General features: G+C 65.0%; 18 protein-coding genes and 1 pseudogene. 11 read left to right on the forward strand and 8 right to left on the reverse strand.

Annotated features, from left to right (window positions below; all coding sequences use genetic code 11):
- Nucleotide 1: 1 nt before the first annotated feature.
- Together ACVJ19_RS25750 and ACVJ19_RS25755 are read left to right on the forward strand one after the other, a co-directional pair.
- A complete protein-coding gene (locus ACVJ19_RS25750) occupies nt 2-883 on the forward strand; it encodes a CDP-alcohol phosphatidyltransferase family protein (RefSeq protein ID WP_453951906.1) in 882 nt (293 codons plus the stop codon).
- Between the two features lie 120 nt (nt 884-1,003).
- Nucleotides 1,004-1,723, forward strand: coding sequence for an RraA family protein (locus tag ACVJ19_RS25755; RefSeq protein ID WP_038966252.1), 720 nt, complete (start codon nt 1,004-1,006; stop codon nt 1,721-1,723).
- A 16-nt stretch (nt 1,724-1,739) separates the two neighbouring features.
- On the opposite strand, the gene ACVJ19_RS25760 is transcribed toward ACVJ19_RS25755, so the two are convergent.
- On the reverse strand, nt 1,740-2,033 hold the full coding sequence (locus tag ACVJ19_RS25760; protein WP_453951907.1) for a hypothetical protein: 294 nt from the start codon (nt 2,031-2,033) through the stop codon (nt 1,740-1,742).
- A gap of 101 nt (nt 2,034-2,134) precedes the next feature.
- Here ACVJ19_RS25760 and ACVJ19_RS25765 point away from each other — a divergent pair, with 101 nt between their 5' ends.
- The 8 genes from ACVJ19_RS25765 to ACVJ19_RS25800 all read left to right on the forward strand — a co-directional run bounded on the left by ACVJ19_RS25765 (nt 2,135) and on the right by ACVJ19_RS25800 (nt 11,822).
- Complete coding sequence (locus ACVJ19_RS25765) at nt 2,135-2,959, forward strand: SDR family NAD(P)-dependent oxidoreductase (protein WP_453951908.1); 825 nt, start codon at nt 2,135-2,137, stop codon at nt 2,957-2,959.
- Nucleotides 2,960-3,162: 203 nt separating this feature from the next.
- Nucleotides 3,163-3,936, forward strand: a complete 774-nt coding sequence (locus tag ACVJ19_RS25770; RefSeq protein ID WP_407112827.1) for a motility protein A — start codon at nt 3,163-3,165, stop codon at nt 3,934-3,936.
- Nucleotides 3,937-3,960: 24 nt separating this feature from the next.
- Nucleotides 3,961-4,791, forward strand: a complete 831-nt coding sequence (locus ACVJ19_RS25775; protein ID WP_453951909.1) for a flagellar motor protein MotB — start codon at nt 3,961-3,963, stop codon at nt 4,789-4,791.
- A 256-nt stretch (nt 4,792-5,047) separates the two neighbouring features.
- Nucleotides 5,048-6,946, forward strand: a complete 1,899-nt coding sequence (locus ACVJ19_RS25780; protein WP_453951910.1) for a potassium transporter Kup — start codon at nt 5,048-5,050, stop codon at nt 6,944-6,946.
- Nucleotides 6,947-7,089: 143 nt separating this feature from the next.
- Nucleotides 7,090-9,018, forward strand: a complete 1,929-nt coding sequence (locus tag ACVJ19_RS25785; RefSeq protein ID WP_453951911.1) for a potassium transporter Kup — start codon at nt 7,090-7,092, stop codon at nt 9,016-9,018.
- A gap of 158 nt (nt 9,019-9,176) precedes the next feature.
- On the forward strand, nt 9,177-9,503 hold the full coding sequence (locus ACVJ19_RS25790) for a rhodanese-like domain-containing protein (protein WP_008139644.1): 327 nt from the start codon (nt 9,177-9,179) through the stop codon (nt 9,501-9,503).
- Nucleotides 9,504-9,524: 21 nt separating this feature from the next.
- Nucleotides 9,525-10,703, forward strand: coding sequence for an aminotransferase (locus tag ACVJ19_RS25795; RefSeq protein ID WP_453955208.1), 1,179 nt, complete (start codon nt 9,525-9,527; stop codon nt 10,701-10,703).
- Nucleotides 10,704-10,709: 6 nt separating this feature from the next.
- A complete protein-coding gene (locus ACVJ19_RS25800; RefSeq protein WP_453951912.1) occupies nt 10,710-11,822 on the forward strand; it encodes a polyamine ABC transporter substrate-binding protein in 1,113 nt (370 codons plus the stop codon).
- Between the two features lie 62 nt (nt 11,823-11,884).
- Here the strand turns inward: ACVJ19_RS25800 and ACVJ19_RS25805 are convergent.
- From ACVJ19_RS25805 to ACVJ19_RS25830, 6 genes and pseudogenes are all read right to left on the reverse strand, one after another.
- Nucleotides 11,885-12,818, reverse strand: a pseudogene (locus ACVJ19_RS25805) (lipid A biosynthesis lauroyl acyltransferase).
- A gap of 8 nt (nt 12,819-12,826) precedes the next feature.
- A complete protein-coding gene (locus ACVJ19_RS25810; protein ID WP_453951914.1) occupies nt 12,827-14,104 on the reverse strand; it encodes a beta-ketoacyl-ACP synthase in 1,278 nt (425 codons plus the stop codon).
- 49 nt (nt 14,105-14,153) lie between these two features.
- A complete protein-coding gene (locus ACVJ19_RS25815) occupies nt 14,154-15,359 on the reverse strand; it encodes a beta-ketoacyl-ACP synthase (RefSeq protein WP_453951915.1) in 1,206 nt (401 codons plus the stop codon).
- Nucleotides 15,356-15,826 (reverse strand): 3-hydroxyacyl-ACP dehydratase FabZ family protein, encoded by a 471-nt coding sequence (locus ACVJ19_RS25820; RefSeq protein ID WP_453951916.1) that lies wholly within the window; start codon nt 15,824-15,826, stop codon nt 15,356-15,358. Before ACVJ19_RS25820 ends, ACVJ19_RS25815 begins: the two co-directional genes overlap by 4 nt.
- Nucleotides 15,827-15,836: 10 nt before the next feature.
- Nucleotides 15,837-16,124, reverse strand: a complete 288-nt coding sequence (locus tag ACVJ19_RS25825) for an acyl carrier protein (protein ID WP_007592476.1) — start codon at nt 16,122-16,124, stop codon at nt 15,837-15,839.
- A gap of 212 nt (nt 16,125-16,336) precedes the next feature.
- Nucleotides 16,337-16,678, reverse strand: a complete 342-nt coding sequence (locus ACVJ19_RS25830; RefSeq protein WP_453951917.1) for a hypothetical protein — start codon at nt 16,676-16,678, stop codon at nt 16,337-16,339.
- Between the two features lie 321 nt (nt 16,679-16,999).
- Here ACVJ19_RS25830 and ACVJ19_RS25835 point away from each other — a divergent pair, with 321 nt between their 5' ends.
- Nucleotides 17,000-17,629 (forward strand): ParB-like protein, encoded by a 630-nt coding sequence (locus ACVJ19_RS25835; RefSeq protein ID WP_453951918.1) that lies wholly within the window; start codon nt 17,000-17,002, stop codon nt 17,627-17,629.
- A 15-nt stretch (nt 17,630-17,644) separates the two neighbouring features.
- Here ACVJ19_RS25835 and ACVJ19_RS25840 read toward each other — a convergent pair whose 3' ends face one another.
- Nucleotides 17,645-17,800, reverse strand: coding sequence for a hypothetical protein (locus ACVJ19_RS25840; RefSeq protein ID WP_183243145.1), 156 nt, complete (start codon nt 17,798-17,800; stop codon nt 17,645-17,647).
- Nucleotides 17,801-17,952 lie beyond the last annotated feature (152 nt).

Below are 17,952 nucleotides of genomic sequence, written 5' to 3' on the forward strand. Positions count from 1 at the left end.
CATGACGCCCTATGACGTGAGAGATCCCGATGTACGCCGCCGGCGGTTCCGCCCCATTCCGGTGCGGATGCTGGTGCCCAACGTCATCACGCTGCTGGCGATCTGCGCCGGCCTGACCTCGATCCGCCTGTCGATCGAGGGGCGGATGTCGCTCGCCGTCTACGCCATCGTGTTCGCGGCCGCGCTGGACGGTATCGACGGCCGCATCGCGCGCATGATCAAGGGCCAGTCCAAGTTCGGCGCCGAGCTCGACAGTCTCGCCGACTTCGTCAATTTCGGCGTGGCGCCCGGCCTGATGCTGTATTTCTGGCAGCTGCACGAACTCGGCAATGCCGGCTGGATCGCCGCCATGGTGTTCGCGATCTCCGGCGGTCTCCGTCTTGCGCGCTTCAACGCCACCATGGACGATCCGAACAAGCCGGCCTTCGCCGCCAATTTCTTCACTGGTGTGCCGGCGCCGGCCGGCGCGATCACGGTGCTGCTGCCGATCTATGTCGCGTTCCTCGATCTTGGCCGGCTGCCCGCGGCGGTGACGGCGGCCTATACGCTCCTGATCGCCTTCCTGATGGTGTCGCGCCTGCCGGTGTTCTCCGGCAAGACCAAGCGCATGCGCGTGCCGCCCGAGCTGGTGCTGCCGGCTTTCGTGGCGGTGATCGTCTTCATCGCGCTCCTGATCGCCTATCCCTGGCACGTGCTGTCGATCGGCACGGTGCTGTATCTTCTCGCTTTGCCGCTCGGCTACAAATCCTATCGCGACCAGGCGCGCGCGATGGAAGCCGCCGCGCCGTCCGGTGGCGAGATCCCGTCGCCGCCCTCGGCGCCGACGCTGGCGAATTTGTCGGAGCCGCCGCACGACGAGGACCGGCCCGGACGGCTGCACTGAGCAGCCCCGCGCGGATATCTGCCATGAGGCCCTCTGAGTTGGGTTGAGGCCTGATCTCGGCTATATCGCCCCGTGCCGGCGGCATCGCGTCAATCAGCCGCCAATCTGGGAGAGAATGCCGTGACTGATACCGCGACCGGGCCGCTGCCCGCTTCCGTCCTCGAAGCGCTGGGCCGCTACGACACCCCGACGATCTGCAACGCCATGGAGATCGTGGCGCCCGAGCGCCGGCTGATCGGCTACACCACCAAGCAGCTGGTCTGCCCGTTTCCCGACCTGCCGCCGATCGTTGGCTATGCCCGCACGGTCGCGATCCGCTCGGTGCTGAAATCCTCGCTGCCGGCTGAAGAGCAGTCCAAGCGCCGCATCGAATATTACGAATATGTCGGCACCGGGCACGGTCCGCGCATCTCGGTGATCCAGGACATCGACGGCCCCGATGTCGGCTATGGCGCGTTCTGGGGCGAGGTGCAGAGCAACGTCCACAAGGCGCTCGGCTGCCTCGGCGTCATCACCGACGGCTCGATCCGCGACATCCCGCAATGGGCTCCTGGCTTCCAGGCGCTCGCCGGCTCGATCGGCCCGTCGCACGCCTGGGTGCACGCCGAGAGCTTTGGCGGCGAGGTGCGCGTCGCCGGCATGACCGTGAAGTCGGACGACCTCATCCACGCCGACCAGCACGGTGCGATCGTAATCCCGCTCGACGTCGCCGCAAAGCTGCCGGAAGCCGCCGAACTGTGCGGCCGCCGCGAGACGCCGATCCTGGAGATCGCCCGCAGCCCCGACTTCTCGCTGGAGAAGCTGAAGGCCGCGCTGAAGCGCTCGGCGGAGATCCACTGACGGATGATTGGGTGATCTACGGCCGCGACGCCGGCCGTAGATCGCCTTGTTCCGTCAGAAACAGGGCGGCCTGATCCGGCTCGCCGAGCACAGCGGCGGCGCATCCGATCAGGGTGAAGCCGCCGGCAAGATCCCACAGGGTAAGGTCGTCTGCGCTGTCGGGGCAGTGAATCAACCGTGCTGCGATCACAGCGAAGGCAGCCTCGACAAAGAGCAGCACACTGAACGCCGGCAGTACGAGTTCCGGCTCGAGCAGGTGGAACGCCAGCACCGCCGGCAGCGCGGTGAGAAGACTGAACAGCGTCAACATGGCAAATCGGCTCCTGTGATGGAGCATGCCGTACCCACGCAGAATACCCCATGATCCCTCGTCACGGATGTGACGCAGGGCCGCAGTCCGAGGACGTCACAATGACGATGAAGGACCGAACGATCCTGATAACCGGTTCCACTGACGGCGTCGGCCGCTACGTCGCGCGCCGGCTGGCTGAAGAAGGTGCGAGGGTCCTGATCCATGGCCGCGATGCGGCGCGTGCGAAGACGCTGAGCGACGAGATATTGAAGGCCGGCGGTATCGCTCCGACTTTCTACCAGGCTGATCTGTCGTCGATGTCGGGCACGTGCGCGCTCGCGGAGGCCGTGAAGCGGGATCACCAGCGCCTCGACGTTCTGGTCAGCAATGCCGGCATCGGCTCGCAGAATGACGGACCGCAGCGGCAGGTGAGCGTCGATGGTCACGAGCTCCGATTTGCCGTGAACTATCTTGCCGGTTTCCTGCTCGTCCATCTGCTGCTGCCGTTGCTGATGACCGCGGCGCCTTCGCGCATCGTCAACGTCGCCTCGCTCGGCCAGCACCCGATCGATTTCGACGACGTCATGATTACCAGGGGCTACAGCGGTTCGCGGGCCTATGCGCAGAGCAAGCTCGCGCAGATCATGTTCACGATCGATCTGGCGCAGCAATTGAAGGGCGCCAGCATCACCGTGAACGCGCTGCATCCCGCGACCTACATGAACACCACGATGGTGCGCGCCGGTGGCATCACGCCGATGTCCACGGTGGAGCAAGGCGGTGCGGCGATCCTGCACCTCGTCGAGGGCGACGACGTCGCTGATAAGAGCGGATTGTTCTTCAGCGGCATGAACGAGGCGCGCGCAAATCCGCAGGCCTACGATGCCGACGCGCGCAAGCGCCTGCGCGCGCTCAGCCTGGAGCTGACGCGCCTGTCGTCCTAGCGCGCCCGGTCATGGTTACCGAAGTATTGAGATTCGTGTCGCCGGACGGCGATCGCAACCGGCTGCGACACGGCCGGCCGCACCGTCCGGACTTAACCTTTACGCGGCTTTAAGGGCGGCCCTCTAGGGTTTCCGATGCGGTTCGGGGTTGGGCCGCGCCAGCGGCCAGGACGGCCGTTGTTGTGTTCGCGTTGGAGTCTTCCATGGATATCATGACGAGCGTCGGGCTCACTGCGGGCACCATCGTCATCGTGGCGATGATCTTCATGGGCGGCGACCTGCACATGTTCATCTCCGAACATGCGATGATCATCATCTTTGGCGGCTCGATTTCCGCGACCATGATCCGCTTTCCGCTCTCGGCGCTCCTGCACGGCCTTCCGCTCGGCGCCAAGTTCGCCTTCACCATGAGCCGGCTGTCGGCGCACGACCTCGTCGACGAGCTCGCCCGCATCGCCGAGATCGCCCGCAAGCAGGGCCCGGTGGGGCTCGAAAAGGTCGAGACCGACGAGCCCTTTCTCGCCAAGGGCATCCGCTACGTCGCCGACGGCTACGACCTCGACTTCATCCGCGACAATCTCGAGCGCGACCGCGACAATTTCCTGATGCATCTCGACGAGGGCAGCAAGATCTACCGCGCCATCGGCGACTGCGCCCCGGCCTTCGGCATGATCGGCACCCTGATCGGCATGGTGCAGATGTTCGCCAACATGACCGATCCTTCCAAGCTCGGCCCGTTCATGGCGACCGCGCTGCTCGCTACGCTTTACGGCGCGCTGGTCGCGAACCTGTTCTGTCTGCCGATCGCCGACAAGCTGCACGGCAAGCTGCTGGACGAAGAGACCAACCGCACCCTCATCATCGACGGAATCCTGATGATCCGCGACTCCAAGAGCCCGACCTTGGTGCGCGAAATGCTGCTGGCATATCTGCCGGAGAAGCATCGCCACGCCGACGGCGAGCCGGTACCGGCGTAAGGCCGCTCCCCGGGATCGACAGAGATGGCCAAGAAGAAGCGCGGCGATGCTCACGGCGGCGGTCACGGCTGGTTCGTGACCTTCGCCGATCTGATGGGCCTGATGATGAGCTTCTTCGTGATGCTCGTCGCGTTCTCGACGCAGGATGCCAACAAGCTGAAGATCGTCGCCGGCTCGATGCGCGACGCCTTCGGCGTGCAGAGCGAGGCGCGCTACGCCGGCATCGTCGAGTCCGACGGCCTGCCGACGCGCCCGCGGCTGAAGAACGTCGATCACATCCAGCCCGAGGATGCCTCCAACACGCCGACGCCGGACCAGGAGGATCGCGACCGCACGTCGGGCGCCAAGATGAAGATCGACCGCAATTTCGCGCTCGCCGCGGCCTCGCTGCGGCAGGCCCTGCAGGACATGCCGGAACTGACCGAGATGTCCAAGCACATCATGTTCGAGGAGACCAAGCAGGGCCTTAATCTCGAGATCGTCGACCAGGACGGCCGTTCGATGTTCGCCGACGGCTCCAAGGTACCCTATGACCGCACCCGCCGTCTGATCGAGAAGCTCGCGGTCCCGCTCAAGGCCACGCCGCTGCGCGTCTCCATCGCCGGCCACACCGCGGCCGGATTCGTGCCGAGCCGCAGCGAATACGGCGCCTTCGATCTATCGGCCGACCGCGCCAATGCCGTGCGCCAGATCCTCGAGCGCGAGGGCCTGCCGGCCTCCCACATCTTCGCGGTTTCCGGCAAGGCGGACACCCAGCCGCTGTTTCCGGACGATCCCTCGCTCGCCGCCAACCGGCGCGTGACCATCACGCTGATGCGCGAAGATCCGCCGCTGCCGCCGAATTTGAAGCCTTAGGGCATGATCCGGAGAAGTGGGTACCGGTTCTCCCTCGCGACAAACGCGGGACGCGTTTGCGCGGAGATCATGCCCAAACGATAAGCCCCCTTGCACTACCATCCTACCTGAGGCATCTCGTCGCGCTGGCGACGAGCGTGGCCGCGCCGTCACAGCATCCGGCCCAGTGCCTGCTATGCTGTGTCCGATTGACAGGCGCGCAGGAAGCGTCAAAAGGCGCCGGATCAAATCCAGGGAAGAAGCGTTTTCCACCTTCATGACGGCGAGCATCACATCGACCGAGACCCAGGACGGGCCGGTCACATCAGGCTTTTGGGCCCTTACGCTCGGGAGCATTGGCGTCGTCTTTGGCGATATCGGCACCTCGCCGCTCTATGCATTCCACGAGGCGATGAAGGGCGCGGCCCATGGCGAACCGGTCTCGCGGGTCATGGTGCTCGGCGTGCTCTCGCTGATCCTCTGGGCGCTCTTTATCGTCGTCACCGCCAAATACGTCCTGCTCCTGCTGCGCGCCGACAATAACGGGGAGGGCGGCACGCTCTCGCTGATGGCACTCGGCCAGCGCGCGCTCGGGCGGCGAAGCTGGTTCCTGCTTGCCCTCGGCGTGGTCGGCGCCTCCATGTTCATCGGCGATTCCATGATCACGCCGGCAATTTCGGTGCTGTCGGCGGTTCAGGGTCTGAAGCTCGTGACCCCCGCCTTCGAACACTATGTCGTACCGCTCACCGTCATCATCCTGGTGTTGCTGTTCGCGGTCCAGAGCAAGGGGACCGCGCTGGTGGCCTCGGCCTTCGGGCCGGTGATGGTGGTCTGGTTCACCGTTCTTGCGATGATGGGCGCCGTCCACATCGCCGACGATCCGTCGGTGCTCGCCGCGATCAATCCCTATTACGCGCTGCAATTCCTGCAGTCGCACGGCACGATCGGCCTCGTGACGCTCGGCGCCGTGTTCCTGGCGGTGACCGGCGGCGAGGCGCTTTACGCCGATCTCGGCCATTTCGGCCGCAAGCCGATCCAGTCGGCCTGGATGTTCTTCGTGCTGCCCTCGCTGCTGATCAACTATTTCGGGCAGGGCGCGCTGGTGCTGTCCGATCCGAGCGCGATCGAACACTCCTTCTATCGCATGGTGCCCGAATATCTGGTGCTGCCGTTGGTTGGCCTAGCGACCGCCGCCACCGTGATCGCGAGCCAGGCGGTGATCACCGGGGCCTATTCGCTGGTCTATCAGGCGGTGCAGCTCGGTCTGCTTCCGCGTTTCGAGGTGCGCTACACCTCCGAAACCCATGCCGGCCAGATCTATCTGCCGCGCGTCAACCGGCTGCTGCTGATCGGCGTGATGCTGCTGGTGCTGCTGTTCCACACCCCCAGCAATCTGGCTTCGGCCTACGGCATCGCCGTCTCCACCACCATGGTCGTCGACGGCATCATGGGCTTCGTCGTGATCTGGAAGCTGTGGAACTGGCGCGCGGCGACGGCTGCAGCGGTGATCGTGCCCTTCGTCGTCGTCGACATGAGCTTCTTCAGCGCCAATCTGCTCAAGCTGCTCGAAGGCGCGTGGGTACCGCTGCTGTTCGGCGCGGCCATGGCCGGGACGATCTGGACCTGGCGCAAGGGGACCGGCATCCTGCTCCAGAAAACGCGCCGGATCGAGGTGCCGCTGGACGATCTGATCCGGAGCCTGGAGAAGCGGCCGCCGCACATCGTCAAGGGCACCGCGGTGTTCCTGACCAGCGATCCCTCCTTCGTGCCGACCGCCCTGCTGCACAACCTCAAGCACAACAAGGTGCTGCACGAGCACAACGTGGTCCTGACCATCGAGACCGCGCATACGCCACGGGTCGATCTGTCCGAGCGGTTCCGCATGGAGAAGATCAGCGAAAAGTTCTCCAAGGTCCGCCTGCGCTTCGGTTACATGGAGCAGCCGAACGTGCCCAAGGCGCTCGCGATCGCGCGCAAGCAAGGCTGGCAGTTCGACATCATGTCGACGTCGTTCTTCGTGTCGCGGAGGTCGCTGAAGGCCTCGGCGCAATCGGGCATGCCGCTCTGGCAGGACCATCTGTTCATTGCGCTGAGCCGGTCCGCCAACGACGCCACCGACTATTTCCAGATCCCCACCGGGCGGGTGGTTGAAGTCGGCACTCAGGTGACTATCTGAAAACGCAACTCCTGAAGCCATGCGAATTTCACATGGCAAAGGCCCAGAATCGGGCTAGGCTATGCCGGCAGCGCAGGACTATAAGCCGCGCGCCCTTTCTGCCATTGTGCAGTGAAGCATTTTAGAGGCCTCCAGGCTCTCCCATGACAAGTGACGTAGCGATTTCCGCCCCGGAAACGACGGCGGCCAATGGGCATGGCGAAGCCCACACCACCGCCCGTTTCGGCGCGCTGACGCTCGGCAGTATCGGCGTCGTCTATGGCGATATCGGCACCAGCCCGCTCTACGCGTTCCGCGAGGCGGTGACGGCAGCTTCGGGGACCGAAGGCCTCGCTTCACCCGCGGCCGTGCTCGGCGTGGTCTCCCTGATCCTGTGGGCGCTCATCGTGGTGGTGACGCTCAAATACGTCGTGATCCTGCTCCGCGCCGACAACAACGGCGAGGGCGGTACCCTGGCGCTGATGGCGCTGGCCCAGCGCGCGGTCGGAGCCGGCGGGGCGACCATCGTCCTGCTCGGCATCATTTCCGGCGCTCTGTTCTACGGCGATGCCGTGATCACGCCGGCGCTCTCGGTGCTGTCGGCGATCGAAGGCATGAAGGACGTCACGCTGACGTTCGAGCCCTATATCGTTCCGCTGACCGTGGTGATCCTGGTCTGTCTGTTCGCGGTGCAGTCGCGCGGCACGGCGCGCGTTGCCGCTTTCTTCGGTCCGATCATGTGCGTCTGGTTCGCAGTCCTCGCGGCGGCGGCGGTCCATCCGATCATCCAGCAGCCGCAGATCCTGTTCGCGCTGAACCCGCTTTACGCCGTATCGTTCATGTTCCACCACGGCATCATCGGCTTCGTGACGCTGGGCGCGGTATTCCTGGCCGTGACCGGCGCCGAGGCGCTCTATGCCGACCTCGGCCATTTCGGCAAGCGGCCGATCCAGACCGCCTGGCTGTTCATCGTGCTGCCGTCGCTGGCGTTGAACTACCTGGGGCAGGGCGCTCTCGTGCTCGGCGACCCCGGCGCGATCGTCAGCCCGTTCTTCCAGCTCTTTCCGCAAGGCTTTGTCCGCGGCTGCATGGTCGTGCTGGCCACCATGGCTACCGTGATCGCGAGCCAGGCCGTCATCACCGGCGCCTATTCGCTGACGCGCCAGGCGATCCAGCTCGGGCTGCTGCCGCGCTTCGAAATTCGCCATACGTCGGAAGCCCATTCCGGCCAGATCTTCATCCCGCGCATCAACCAGCTGCTGCTGGTTGCCGTGGTGCTTCTGGTGCTGCTGTTCCGCTCCTCCAGCGCGCTGGCCTCGGCCTACGGCATCTCCGTCACCGGCACGATGGTGGTCACGGCGATGATGGGCTTTGTCGTGGTCTGGAAGGTGTGGCGGTGGTCGCCCTTCGCCGCTGCCGCTCTGATCGCGCCGTTCCTGTTCCTCGACGTGACCTTCCTGGCCGCCAATTTGCTCAAGGTGTTCGAGGGCGGCTGGGTGCCGCTGGCGCTCGGCGCCCTCATGATCATCCTGATGTACACGTGGCGGCGCGGCAGCCGGCTGCTGTTCGAGAAGTCGCGCAAGCTCGAGTTCCCGCTCGCCGACCTCGTGGCCATGCTGGAGAAGCGGCCGCCGCAGCGCGTGCCCGGCACCGCCGTGTTCCTGACCTCGGACCCGCTCAGCGCGCCGACCGCGCTGATGCATAGTCTGAAACACTACAAAGTGCTGCACGAGAAGAACGTCATTCTCACCATCGAGACGGCGCAGACCCCGCGGATCGATCCGGCCGAGCGTGTCCGGCTGGAGCAGATCTCGCCGACCTTCTCCAAGGTGACGCTGAAATTCGGCTTCATGGAATCGCCCAACGTGCCGAAGGCGCTGGCGATCGCCCGCAAGCTCGGCTGGCAGTTCGACATCATGTCGACCTCGTTCTTCCTGTCGCGCCGGGCGCTGAAACCCGCCGCCCATTCCGGCATGCCGCGCTGGCAGGACCGGCTGTTCATCTCGTTGAGCCGCTCCGCCAACGATGCCACCGACTACTTCCAGATCCCTTCTGGCCGCGTGGTCGAGGTCGGCACCCAGGTGACGATCTAGGGCTAGGATTCAAAGCGCACTTCAACTCGCTGCGATTTAGCTTTAACTTGCGCCGCGCGGCTCAAGCCTTTGTGGCGCTTGATTTTCGGTGCCCGAGAGGCGAGGTTGCCGCCGGCCGGGATCGCCCCGGCATACGCCTTGCGACGTTGGAGGATGAAGTGGCAAACCAGGTACAGGATCTGACCCCGGACGAGGTCTCCAAGGGTGTCGCGGAAGGGCGCTATCTGCTCGTCGACGTCCGTGAACCGAACGAGGTCGAGGCCGAGGCCTATCCCTACGGCGTCGTGGTTCCGCTCTCGACCTTCGATCCCAAGGCGATCCCCGATCCCCAAGGCAAGGAGGTCGTGTTCGCCTGCCGCTCCGGAAAACGCTCGGTGACGGCCTCGCTGGCGGCACAGGCCGCGGGTCTTCCTTACGACAAGCATCTGGCCGGCGGCATGCTCGGCTGGAAGGCGGCGGGTCTTCCCAGCAAGGTCGGTGGCTGATCGGCCCCAATGCCTAACAAGATGCCCAAGAGCTCGTCCCTGAACAAGGTCTTCGCCGACCTTCCCGTCACCATCTTCGAGGCGATGTCGCAGGCCGCGCGCGACAACAACGCCATCAATCTCGGCCAGGGCTTTCCGGACGATCCCGGCCCTGAGGACATCCGCCGCGCCGCGGCCGAGGCCTCGCTGAACGGCTACAACCAGTACCCCTCGATGATGGGCCTGCCGGAGCTGCGCCAGGCGATCGCGACCCATTACGGCCACTGGCACGGCCTCAAGCTCGATCCGATGAGCGAGGTGATGGTCACCTCCGGCGGCACCGAGGCACTGACCTCGGCGATCCTCGCGGTGGTCCAGCCCGGCGACGAGGTGGTCTGCTTCCAGCCGGTCTATGATTCTTACCTGCCGATCATCCGCCAGGCCGGCGGCATTCCGCGCCTCGTCCGTCTTGAGCCGCCGCACTGGCGGCTCAATGAGGACATGCTGAAAAGCGTCTTCAATTCAAAGACCAAGGCGGTGCTGTTCAACAACCCCTTGAATCCCTCGGCGGTGGTCTATCCGCGCGAGGACCTCGAGCTCTTGGCGCGCTACTGTCAGGAGTTCGACGTCATCGCGATCTGCGACGAGGTCTGGGAGCACGTCACCTTCGACGAGCACAAGCACATCCCGTTGATCACCATCCCCGGCATGCGCGAGCGCACCATCAAGGTCGGCTCGGCCGGCAAGATCTTCTCGCTGACGGGCTGGAAGATCGGCTTCGTCTGCGCCGCGCCACAGCTCTTGCGCGTGGCCGCCAAGGTGCACCAGTTCCTGACCTTCACCACCGCGCCGAACCTGCAGGCCGCCGTCGCCTACGGCCTCGGCAAGTCCGACGACTACTTCCTGTCGATGCGCAAGGATCTGACGCGGAGCAGGGACCGCCTGACCAAGGGGCTGGAGAGCCTCGGCTTCCCCGTGCTGAAGTCGCAAGGAACCTACTTCCTCACCGTGGACCTGTCGCCGCTCGGGCTCAACGAGAGCGACACCGAGTTCTGCTGGCGCATCGTGAAGGACTACAAGGTGGCCGCGATCCCGGTCTCGGCGTTCTACGAGCAGGACCCTGTGACCTCGGTGGTGCGCTTCTGCTTTGCCAAGAAGGACCAGACGCTCGACACCGCGCTGGAGCGGCTGTCGGACGCGGTGCGTGGACGCAAGAGGTAGACAGAGATGACGAACGTCAGCCGCGCGGGGTTTCGCCTCGGTCTTGCAATCGCCGCAGCGCTGACGTTGCTGTCGCCTCCCGCAGGGGCCGAGGAGCGGGCCGTCAACTTCTACAACTGGTCCAACTACATGGCGCCGGATGTCCTCGAGGCCTTCACCAAGGAGACCGGCATCAAGGTGGTCTACGACACCTTCGACGCCAACGAGACGCTGGAGACGCGCCTGATGGCCGGCAAGTCCGGCTACGACGTCGTGGTGCCCACCGCCTATTTCCTGCAGCGCCAGATCAAGGCCAACATCTTCCAGAAGCTCGACAAGTCGAAGCTGCCGAATCTCGCCAATGCGTGGGGCGTGGTGACGCAGCGCCTCGGCATCTACGACCCCGGCAACGTCTACGCCGCCAACTACATGTGGGGCACGACGGGCATCGGCTACAACGTCGCCAAGGTGAAGCAGATCCTCGGGCCGGATGCCAAGATCGACAGCTGGGACATCGTCTTCAAGCCGGAGAACCTGGCGAAATTCAAAGACTGCGGCGTGCATATGCTCGACTCCGCCGACGACATCTTTCCGGCGGCGCTGAGCTATATCGGGCTCGATCCGAACTCGACCAAGCAGGCGGACCTCGAGAAGGCCGCCGACGTCGTGGGGAAGGTTCGCCCGTCGGTGCGAAAATTCCACTCCTCCGAATATCTGAGCGCGCTCGCCACCGGCGAGATCTGCTTCGTGGTCGGCTGGTCCGGCGACATCATGCAGGCCCGCGCCCGCGCGGCCGAAGCCAAGAGCGGTGTCGAGATCGGCTACACCATTCCGAAGGAGGGCGCGCAGATGTTCTTCGACAATCTCGCGATCCCCGCGGATGCCAAGAACGTTAGGGAAGCCTACGAGCTGATCAACTATCTCTACCGCCCGGACGTCGCCGCCAAGAACTCGGACTTCCTGTCCTACGCCAACGGCAACCTCGCCAGCCAGAAGCTGGTCGATCCGAAGATCCTTGATGACAAGAACATCTATCCGGACGAGGCGACGCTCGCAAAACTGTTCGTCATCACGGCGCGCGAGCCGGCGACGCAGCGGGTCATCAACCGGCTGTGGACCAAGGTGAAGACGGGGCGCTGAGGCTTGCCGTCATTCCGGGATGGTGCGCAAGCACCAGACCCGGAATGACTACAATGGGGCGCCTACCGCCACCGCCGATGCAGCCACAGCCACTGCTCGGGATGCTCGCGCACCCAGCTTTCCACCACGCTGGTGATCGCCTGAGTCGTGCCCTGGATGTCGATCTTGCCCTCGGCGTCGCGCACCGGCTTGATCTCTTCGGTGAGCTCGCCGCGGAAGCGGCCGCCGGGCAGGCGGATGATGCGGACGCCGTGGATCGGGCATTCGACCTGGCGCAAGAGGCGCGCCAGCATCGGATTGGCGCGGGTCTTGCGGCCGAAGAAGCTGACCTCGACGCCGGCGGTCAGGTACTGGTCGATCAGCATGGCGACGTGCTTGCCGTCCTTCAGCGCCTGCGCAAGGCGCAAGGGCGCATCGCGGCCGGCCGGGATCAGCGTGCCCATGTTGACCTGGCGCATCTCCTGGATGATGCGGTCCGCAGACGCAATATTCGGCCGGCGGTAGAGGATCGCGGTATCCAGCTCGTGCGCGACGGCGGCAAGCGCCGGCAATTCCCAATTGGCCAGATGCGCTGCGAAGATCAGCGCCGGCTTGCCGTCGTCCCTGATCTGGTCGAACAGCTCGATGCTGCGCGGCGACAATTCGATCCGGCTCTTTTCCGGGTGATCGCGGTCATAATCCCAGACGTGGTCGATATGGGCGAACTCGGCGCCGACGCGGCCGAGATTGTCCCAGACGCCCATCAGGATCTGCTCGATCTCCTCCGGCGACTTCTTCGGTGAAGGCTGCGCTGAGATTGGCACGGCCGATGCGGTGCTCGCGCAGGCGCGGGCCGATCAGCTTCACGACGCGTGCGAAGAAGTCCGAGGTCTTGACCGGATCGAAATAGCGCGTGGTGCGCAGCATGCCGACCGTGGCGGCGCCGATCAGGCTGCCGCCGATCGATTTGGCAGCCGCCCGCGCGCGGGCCTTCGTGCTCGCAGTCAGCAGCGCCATGCGTCCGGTCAGGCCGGTTCGCGGGTCAGGATCAGCGAGGCGTTCTGGCCGCCGAAGCCGAACGAGTTCGACATCACCGCGGTGACGCGGGCATCGCGCGCCTTGTTGCCGACGACGTCGAACAGGATCGTGGGATCCGGGGTCTCGTAGTTGATCGTCGGCGGGATGCGCTGGTGCTCGAGCGTGAGCAGCGAGAAGATCGCTTCCACGGCGCCTGCGGCCGAGATGGTGTGGCCGACCATCGACTTGTTGGAGGTCACCGGAATCTTCTGCGCGAGCTCGCCGAACACGGCCGATGTCGTGTTGAACTCCATCTTGTCGTTCTCGGGCGTCGCGGTGCCGTGCGCGTTGATATGGTCGATCTGGCCCGGCTCCATGCCGGCATCGGCCAGCGTCTTGTTCATGCAGCCGATGATCGGCTTCCCATCAGGAGACGAGCGGGTGCGGTGGAAGGAATCGGTGAGCTCGCCGCAGCCGGCGATCACGCCGAGAATCTTTGCGCCGCGGGCGGTGGCGGCTTCATAGCTCTCCAGCACGAGCGCGCCGGCGCCTTCGGCCATGACAAAACCGTCGCGGTTCTTGGAGAAGGGGCGGGAGGCCGCCTGCGGCGGATCGTTCTGGGTCGACAACGCCGAGAGCAGCGAGAAGCGGACCATCGCTTCGGGATTCACGGTCCCGTCGGTCGCGACGCACAGCGCCGCATCGGTCTCGCCGCGGCGGATCGCCTCGACGCCGAGCTGGATCGAGGTCGCGCCGGAGGCGCAGGCCGTCGACAGCGAGATCGGCGAGCCCTTGGTGCCGAAGGTCTCGGCGAGATGGCTGGCGACCGAGCCGAACATGAAGCGGTGGTGATAGGCGCTGTACTTGCCGCCGCCGGATATCCGCAGCAGATCGTCGTAATTGATGTCGAGCTTGCCGACAGCGCGGCCGAGCTCACGGCGCTGCGGCCATTCGACCTCGACCGGCGCGACTGCCAGGAAGAGGGGGCCCGGAAAATCGGCCTTGGCGCCGATGCCGGCCTGCTCGAGCGCTTCCTGCGTGACGAGCTCGGCCATCCGCTCGGAAAGGGCGGTGGACGAGAACGGATCGACGCTGACGAAATCGACGGTGCCAGCCATCGTGGTCTTCAGACCCTCGACCGGAAAGCGCGTGATGGTGCGAATGCCGGATTCGCCGGCCACGAGCTTGGCCCAGTTGTCGGCCTTGCCGGCGCCGAGCGAGGTCATGATGCCCATGCCGGTGACGACGACGACGGGACGCCCGAATTTGTCGCGTGGTGCAGTCATGTGTCCCCCGATCAAGCTAGAGCATCATCCGGCCAAAGCGCGAAGCGCTTCAGCCGACCGCCTCGACCAGCGCCATGCCTTCGCCGCGCCAGTGTCCGGCCCCCACCACGACAATCTGGGTGGGCGCCCCCTGCATTTCAATCTCGGTTCCGGTCGAATCGTTCGGCGGGAACAGCGCGCCGCGCGAGATCGACAGCGCCGCGAGCGCGATGCCGAGCGGGAATTGCGTCTCCATGGTGTGACCGAACATCGTGCCGGTCGAGCGCACCGGGAAGTCGGCATGGCCCTTCAGGAAGCCGCGCTCTTCCGAGGTCGCGGGCTCCGCGCCGGTCGCCCCCGTGATGATCGCGCCCTTGCCCTCGCGCTTCGGCAGCTTGGCCCAGAGCTTCTCCAGCGTTGCGGCCATGTCGCCCGGCTGCTTGCGGCGGGCGAGATCGGCGACGACGCTCGACAGCTTTGCGAACGGCTTTGCGCCGCGCGCCTCCGCATGCGCGCGCGACTCCAGCACCAGGAACGCGCCGGCCGAGCCGAGTGCGAAGCCGGCATGGTCCTTGCGCGCCCACACCGGCGCGAACTTGTCCTTGAGGTTGAAATCACCGAATTCGTAGAGGACCATGAGGTCCTTGCGCTCGCCATTATGCGAGCCGCCGACGAGGGCAATGTCGCTCTCGCCCGAGGCGATGCGTGCAAGCGCGATGCGGGCGGCATCGGCGCCGGCGACCTCTTCGCCCATGAAGGTGCGCGAGGTGCCGCCAAGGCCGTGCACGATGGCGATGTTGCCGGCGAGCAGGTTGGAGAGCTGCGCCAGAAAGAGCGTCGGCCTGAGATCGCTCATCAGGCGCTCGTTGAGGAAGCCGGGCGCGTTGGCCCCCTTGGCTTCGGCCGTGAGCACGCCGGTGTCGACGTTGAGGTCGCGCTCGCCGCCGCCGGCGGCGACCACCATGTCGATCTTCGACAGGATGTCCTTGTTGCCCTTGATCCCGGCGGAGTCGAGCGCGAGCCCGGCCGCATAGGTGCCGATGCGCTGCCACGCCTCCATCTGGCGCTGGTCGCCCTTCTTCGGAATCTGGCTGTCGAAGGTCACGGGCATCAGGGGATGCACGATGTAGGGCGCAAAGCCCTTCTCGTCGACATTGATGCGCTTCTCCTGGAGCGCGGCCCAGTTGGCGTCCAGGCCTTCGCCGAGCGAGGTGGCAAGGCCAATGCCGGTGATCCAGACTTCCGTCTGGCCGGGCTTCGAAGCGGTGTCAGTCATGGCGATACGGCCTGTTGCGGAAAGCCGACGCGCTCGGCGACTTTCGCCATGTACCCGCGCATGTCCGCATTGGGGAAGGGGATCAGCGTGAAGGTGAGCGACGAGTTCGCGCGCAGCTTGCCGCCGACCCTGATCTTGGCTTCGGTCATGGCATAGCCCGAGCCCTCATGGGTGAGGCTCGCCTCGATGCTCATGAGATCGCCGGGGAAGACCGAGCCGCGGACCTTGCCTTCCTTGACGGCGGCCAGGATCGGCATGCGCTCGAACTTGAACACGCCGAGCTGAAGCCAGCCCGAGGCCTGCGCCATCGATTCGATCAGGAGCACGCCGGGCATCAAGGGATAGCCCGGGAAGTGCCCCTCGAAGATGGTGCTCTCCTTCGGGACCTGGGCTTCGACGACGATCTTCTTCTCGTCGACGTTGAGGTCGACGATGCGATCGATCATGTGGAAGTATTCGAGTTGCATGACCGCCCGATTAGGCGCTCGCGCCTTTGGCGGCAACCAGCTCGTCGATGCGCGCGCACAGATTCTTCAGCACGAAATATTGTTCGGTGGTCGCCTTGCCGTCGTTGACCTCCTGGGTCCACTTTTCCAGCGGCAGCTTGATGCCGAACTGCTTGTCGATCGCGAAGGCGATATCGAGGAAATCGAGGCTGTCGATGCCGAGGTCATCGATGGCGTGGCTATCCGGCGTGATCGTGTCGCGCGGGATGTCGCAGGTTTCAGCGATGATCGTGGCGACCTGATCGAATGTGGAAGACATCACTAAGCCTTTGATATATTGCGGATATTTGTCAGATTTTCCAGAGTGGCACGATGGGAGGGCATCGCGCCCCTGATGACGCCCTCAAACCCCCCTCCGGCCGGGTCGAAAGCCCGTATATCGGAGCGCCGCCCTGAGTTCAATGGAGCCGGGCGGGGCCTAGGGACAGGGCTGGGGACGCCGCCGGCAGGGGCTTCGGCCGGAGACGGGGCCTAGATATGCGGTGTCGTGATCTTGGCGCAGTCGCGGCGGCCCATCAGCACGCAATCCTGGGTCCGGCGCAGGTCGGCGATGCTCACCGCGAGCCAGATCCCGATCGCGGTCAGCGCGATGGTGAAGGCGAGCGCGGCGATGTTGGCGAGCATGCGGTGGCGGAAATCGTCGGGCCCGGCGCGGGGCTGCTCGTAGCGCGACAGGTCGAGCGGCTCGGGCGTGACGCGCAGAGGCTGCACGGTGCCGTTGCCCCGGTGGCCCCCCGGGGTGGGCGCGGTGCGCGGCCTGAACTGGAGCACCCGGTGCTCGTCATCCGAGCTTATGGGCCGCTGGGTTTTCATGGGGCGAGGATCACTCCGAAGCAGCGATTTTTAGATAGCACACGTGGTGAAAGCGTTGCAGAAAATCTTCTCAACGCAAACGTGCATTGCGCTTATTGCACGCCCTCTCGCGGAAGCCCGAGAGTTCGCGGAGCCGGGTCGTCATGCCGGGCAGGACATGCGGGTTGCGTTGCAGCAACGAAAGATCGCGCCGCGTGCACCTTGTGAACATCGGCTTGTGATCTGCTTTCGCAGGTCGAACGCATTTACCGCCATGGGGCCCATGGCATAATCCAGGGAACCCGGGCAACCGGTTGCAATGATGTGAGGGGCCCTTCGACCATGACCACGACCAACGCGCGCGAGCCGAGAGTGCATCCGGTGCCGATCCTGTCGCTTCGGCCGACGCAGATGACGGTCGGCATGCGCGAGGTCAAGGAGAAGCGCAAGCGCTGGCGCGAGCACGGCAAGAAGAAGCAAGCCGATCTGCTCGGCACCCACATGATCCCCGTCGTGCACGGACCTGACGAGCGCTATTACGTGATCGACCATCATCATCTCGGCCGCGCGCTGCACGACGAGGGCATCAAGGAGGTGCTGGTGACCGTGGTCGGCGATCTCCGCATGGTCGAGCGCGAGGCGTTCTGGGGTGTGATGGACAACAAGCGCTGGGTCTACCCATACGACGCCAAGGGCGAGCGGCGGTTGTTCCGCGATCTGCCGAAGTCGGTCGCCGATCTCAGGGACGATCCCTTTCGCAGCCTTGCCGGCGAGCTCCGTCGCATGGGCGGCTTCGCCAAGGACACCACGCCGTTCTCCGAATTTCTGTGGGCGGACTTTCTGCGCCGAAAAATGTCGCGCAAGGCCGTGGATGCCAATTTCGACAGGGCGCTGGAGAAGGCCCTGGCCGCGGCCAAGAGCAAGGATGCAATCTACCTGCCCGGCTGGTGCGGTCCGGCGGAGGATGATTGAGCGCAACCGGTCATATCAGTCGCGCTGGAAGATCTTGGCGCCGGGATAGGCGCGCCGCGCGTAAGTGACGACCAGCGCGCGATCCTGGGTGGCCAGGAAGGGCGTTCGGATCCGGCTCGATCCGATGATGAGGTGCCATAAACCATTGAGCTTCTGAATGACGACTTTCATTTGAGTGGTCCTCGACGATTCCGCATTCCAGCAAGTGCTGCCTGTCGCGGCAGCCTTGCGATTCACGATCGTGATCACGGGGGCAAAATTCCCGGTTCCGCTCACGTCCGCTGCAAAGCTACGGCGACACTTGTTAGTTGGTTGCGGCATGC

It is taken from the genome of Bradyrhizobium sp. USDA 376, assembly GCF_054063675.1.

Bases quoted from the DNA above. Each gene is read 5' to 3' on its own strand.
- ACVJ19_RS25750 (WP_453951906.1), top strand. From the start codon at position 2: ATGACGCCCTATGACGTGAGAGATCCCGATGTACGCCGCCGGCGGTTC.
- ACVJ19_RS25760 (WP_453951907.1), bottom strand. From the start codon at position 2,033: ATGTTGACGCTGTTCAGTCTTCTCACCGCGCTGCCGGCGGTGCTGGCG.
- ACVJ19_RS25765 (WP_453951908.1), top strand. From the start codon at position 2,135: ATGACGATGAAGGACCGAACGATCCTGATAACCGGTTCCACTGACGGC.
- ACVJ19_RS25770 (WP_407112827.1), top strand. From the start codon at position 3,163: ATGGATATCATGACGAGCGTCGGGCTCACTGCGGGCACCATCGTCATC.
- ACVJ19_RS25775 (WP_453951909.1), top strand. From the start codon at position 3,961: ATGGCCAAGAAGAAGCGCGGCGATGCTCACGGCGGCGGTCACGGCTGG.
- ACVJ19_RS25780 (WP_453951910.1), top strand. From the start codon at position 5,048: ATGACGGCGAGCATCACATCGACCGAGACCCAGGACGGGCCGGTCACA.
- ACVJ19_RS25785 (WP_453951911.1), top strand. From the start codon at position 7,090: ATGACAAGTGACGTAGCGATTTCCGCCCCGGAAACGACGGCGGCCAAT.
- ACVJ19_RS25795 (WP_453955208.1), top strand. From the start codon at position 9,525: ATGCCCAAGAGCTCGTCCCTGAACAAGGTCTTCGCCGACCTTCCCGTC.
- ACVJ19_RS25800 (WP_453951912.1), top strand. From the start codon at position 10,710: ATGACGAACGTCAGCCGCGCGGGGTTTCGCCTCGGTCTTGCAATCGCC.
- ACVJ19_RS25810 (WP_453951914.1), bottom strand. From the start codon at position 14,104: ATGACTGCACCACGCGACAAATTCGGGCGTCCCGTCGTCGTCGTCACC.
- ACVJ19_RS25815 (WP_453951915.1), bottom strand. From the start codon at position 15,359: ATGACTGACACCGCTTCGAAGCCCGGCCAGACGGAAGTCTGGATCACC.
- ACVJ19_RS25820 (WP_453951916.1), bottom strand. From the start codon at position 15,826: ATGCAACTCGAATACTTCCACATGATCGATCGCATCGTCGACCTCAAC.
- ACVJ19_RS25825 (WP_007592476.1), bottom strand. From the start codon at position 16,124: ATGTCTTCCACATTCGATCAGGTCGCCACGATCATCGCTGAAACCTGC.
- ACVJ19_RS25830 (WP_453951917.1), bottom strand. From the start codon at position 16,678: ATGAAAACCCAGCGGCCCATAAGCTCGGATGACGAGCACCGGGTGCTC.
- ACVJ19_RS25835 (WP_453951918.1), top strand. From the start codon at position 17,000: ATGACCACGACCAACGCGCGCGAGCCGAGAGTGCATCCGGTGCCGATC.
- ACVJ19_RS25840 (WP_183243145.1), bottom strand. From the start codon at position 17,800: ATGAAAGTCGTCATTCAGAAGCTCAATGGTTTATGGCACCTCATCATC.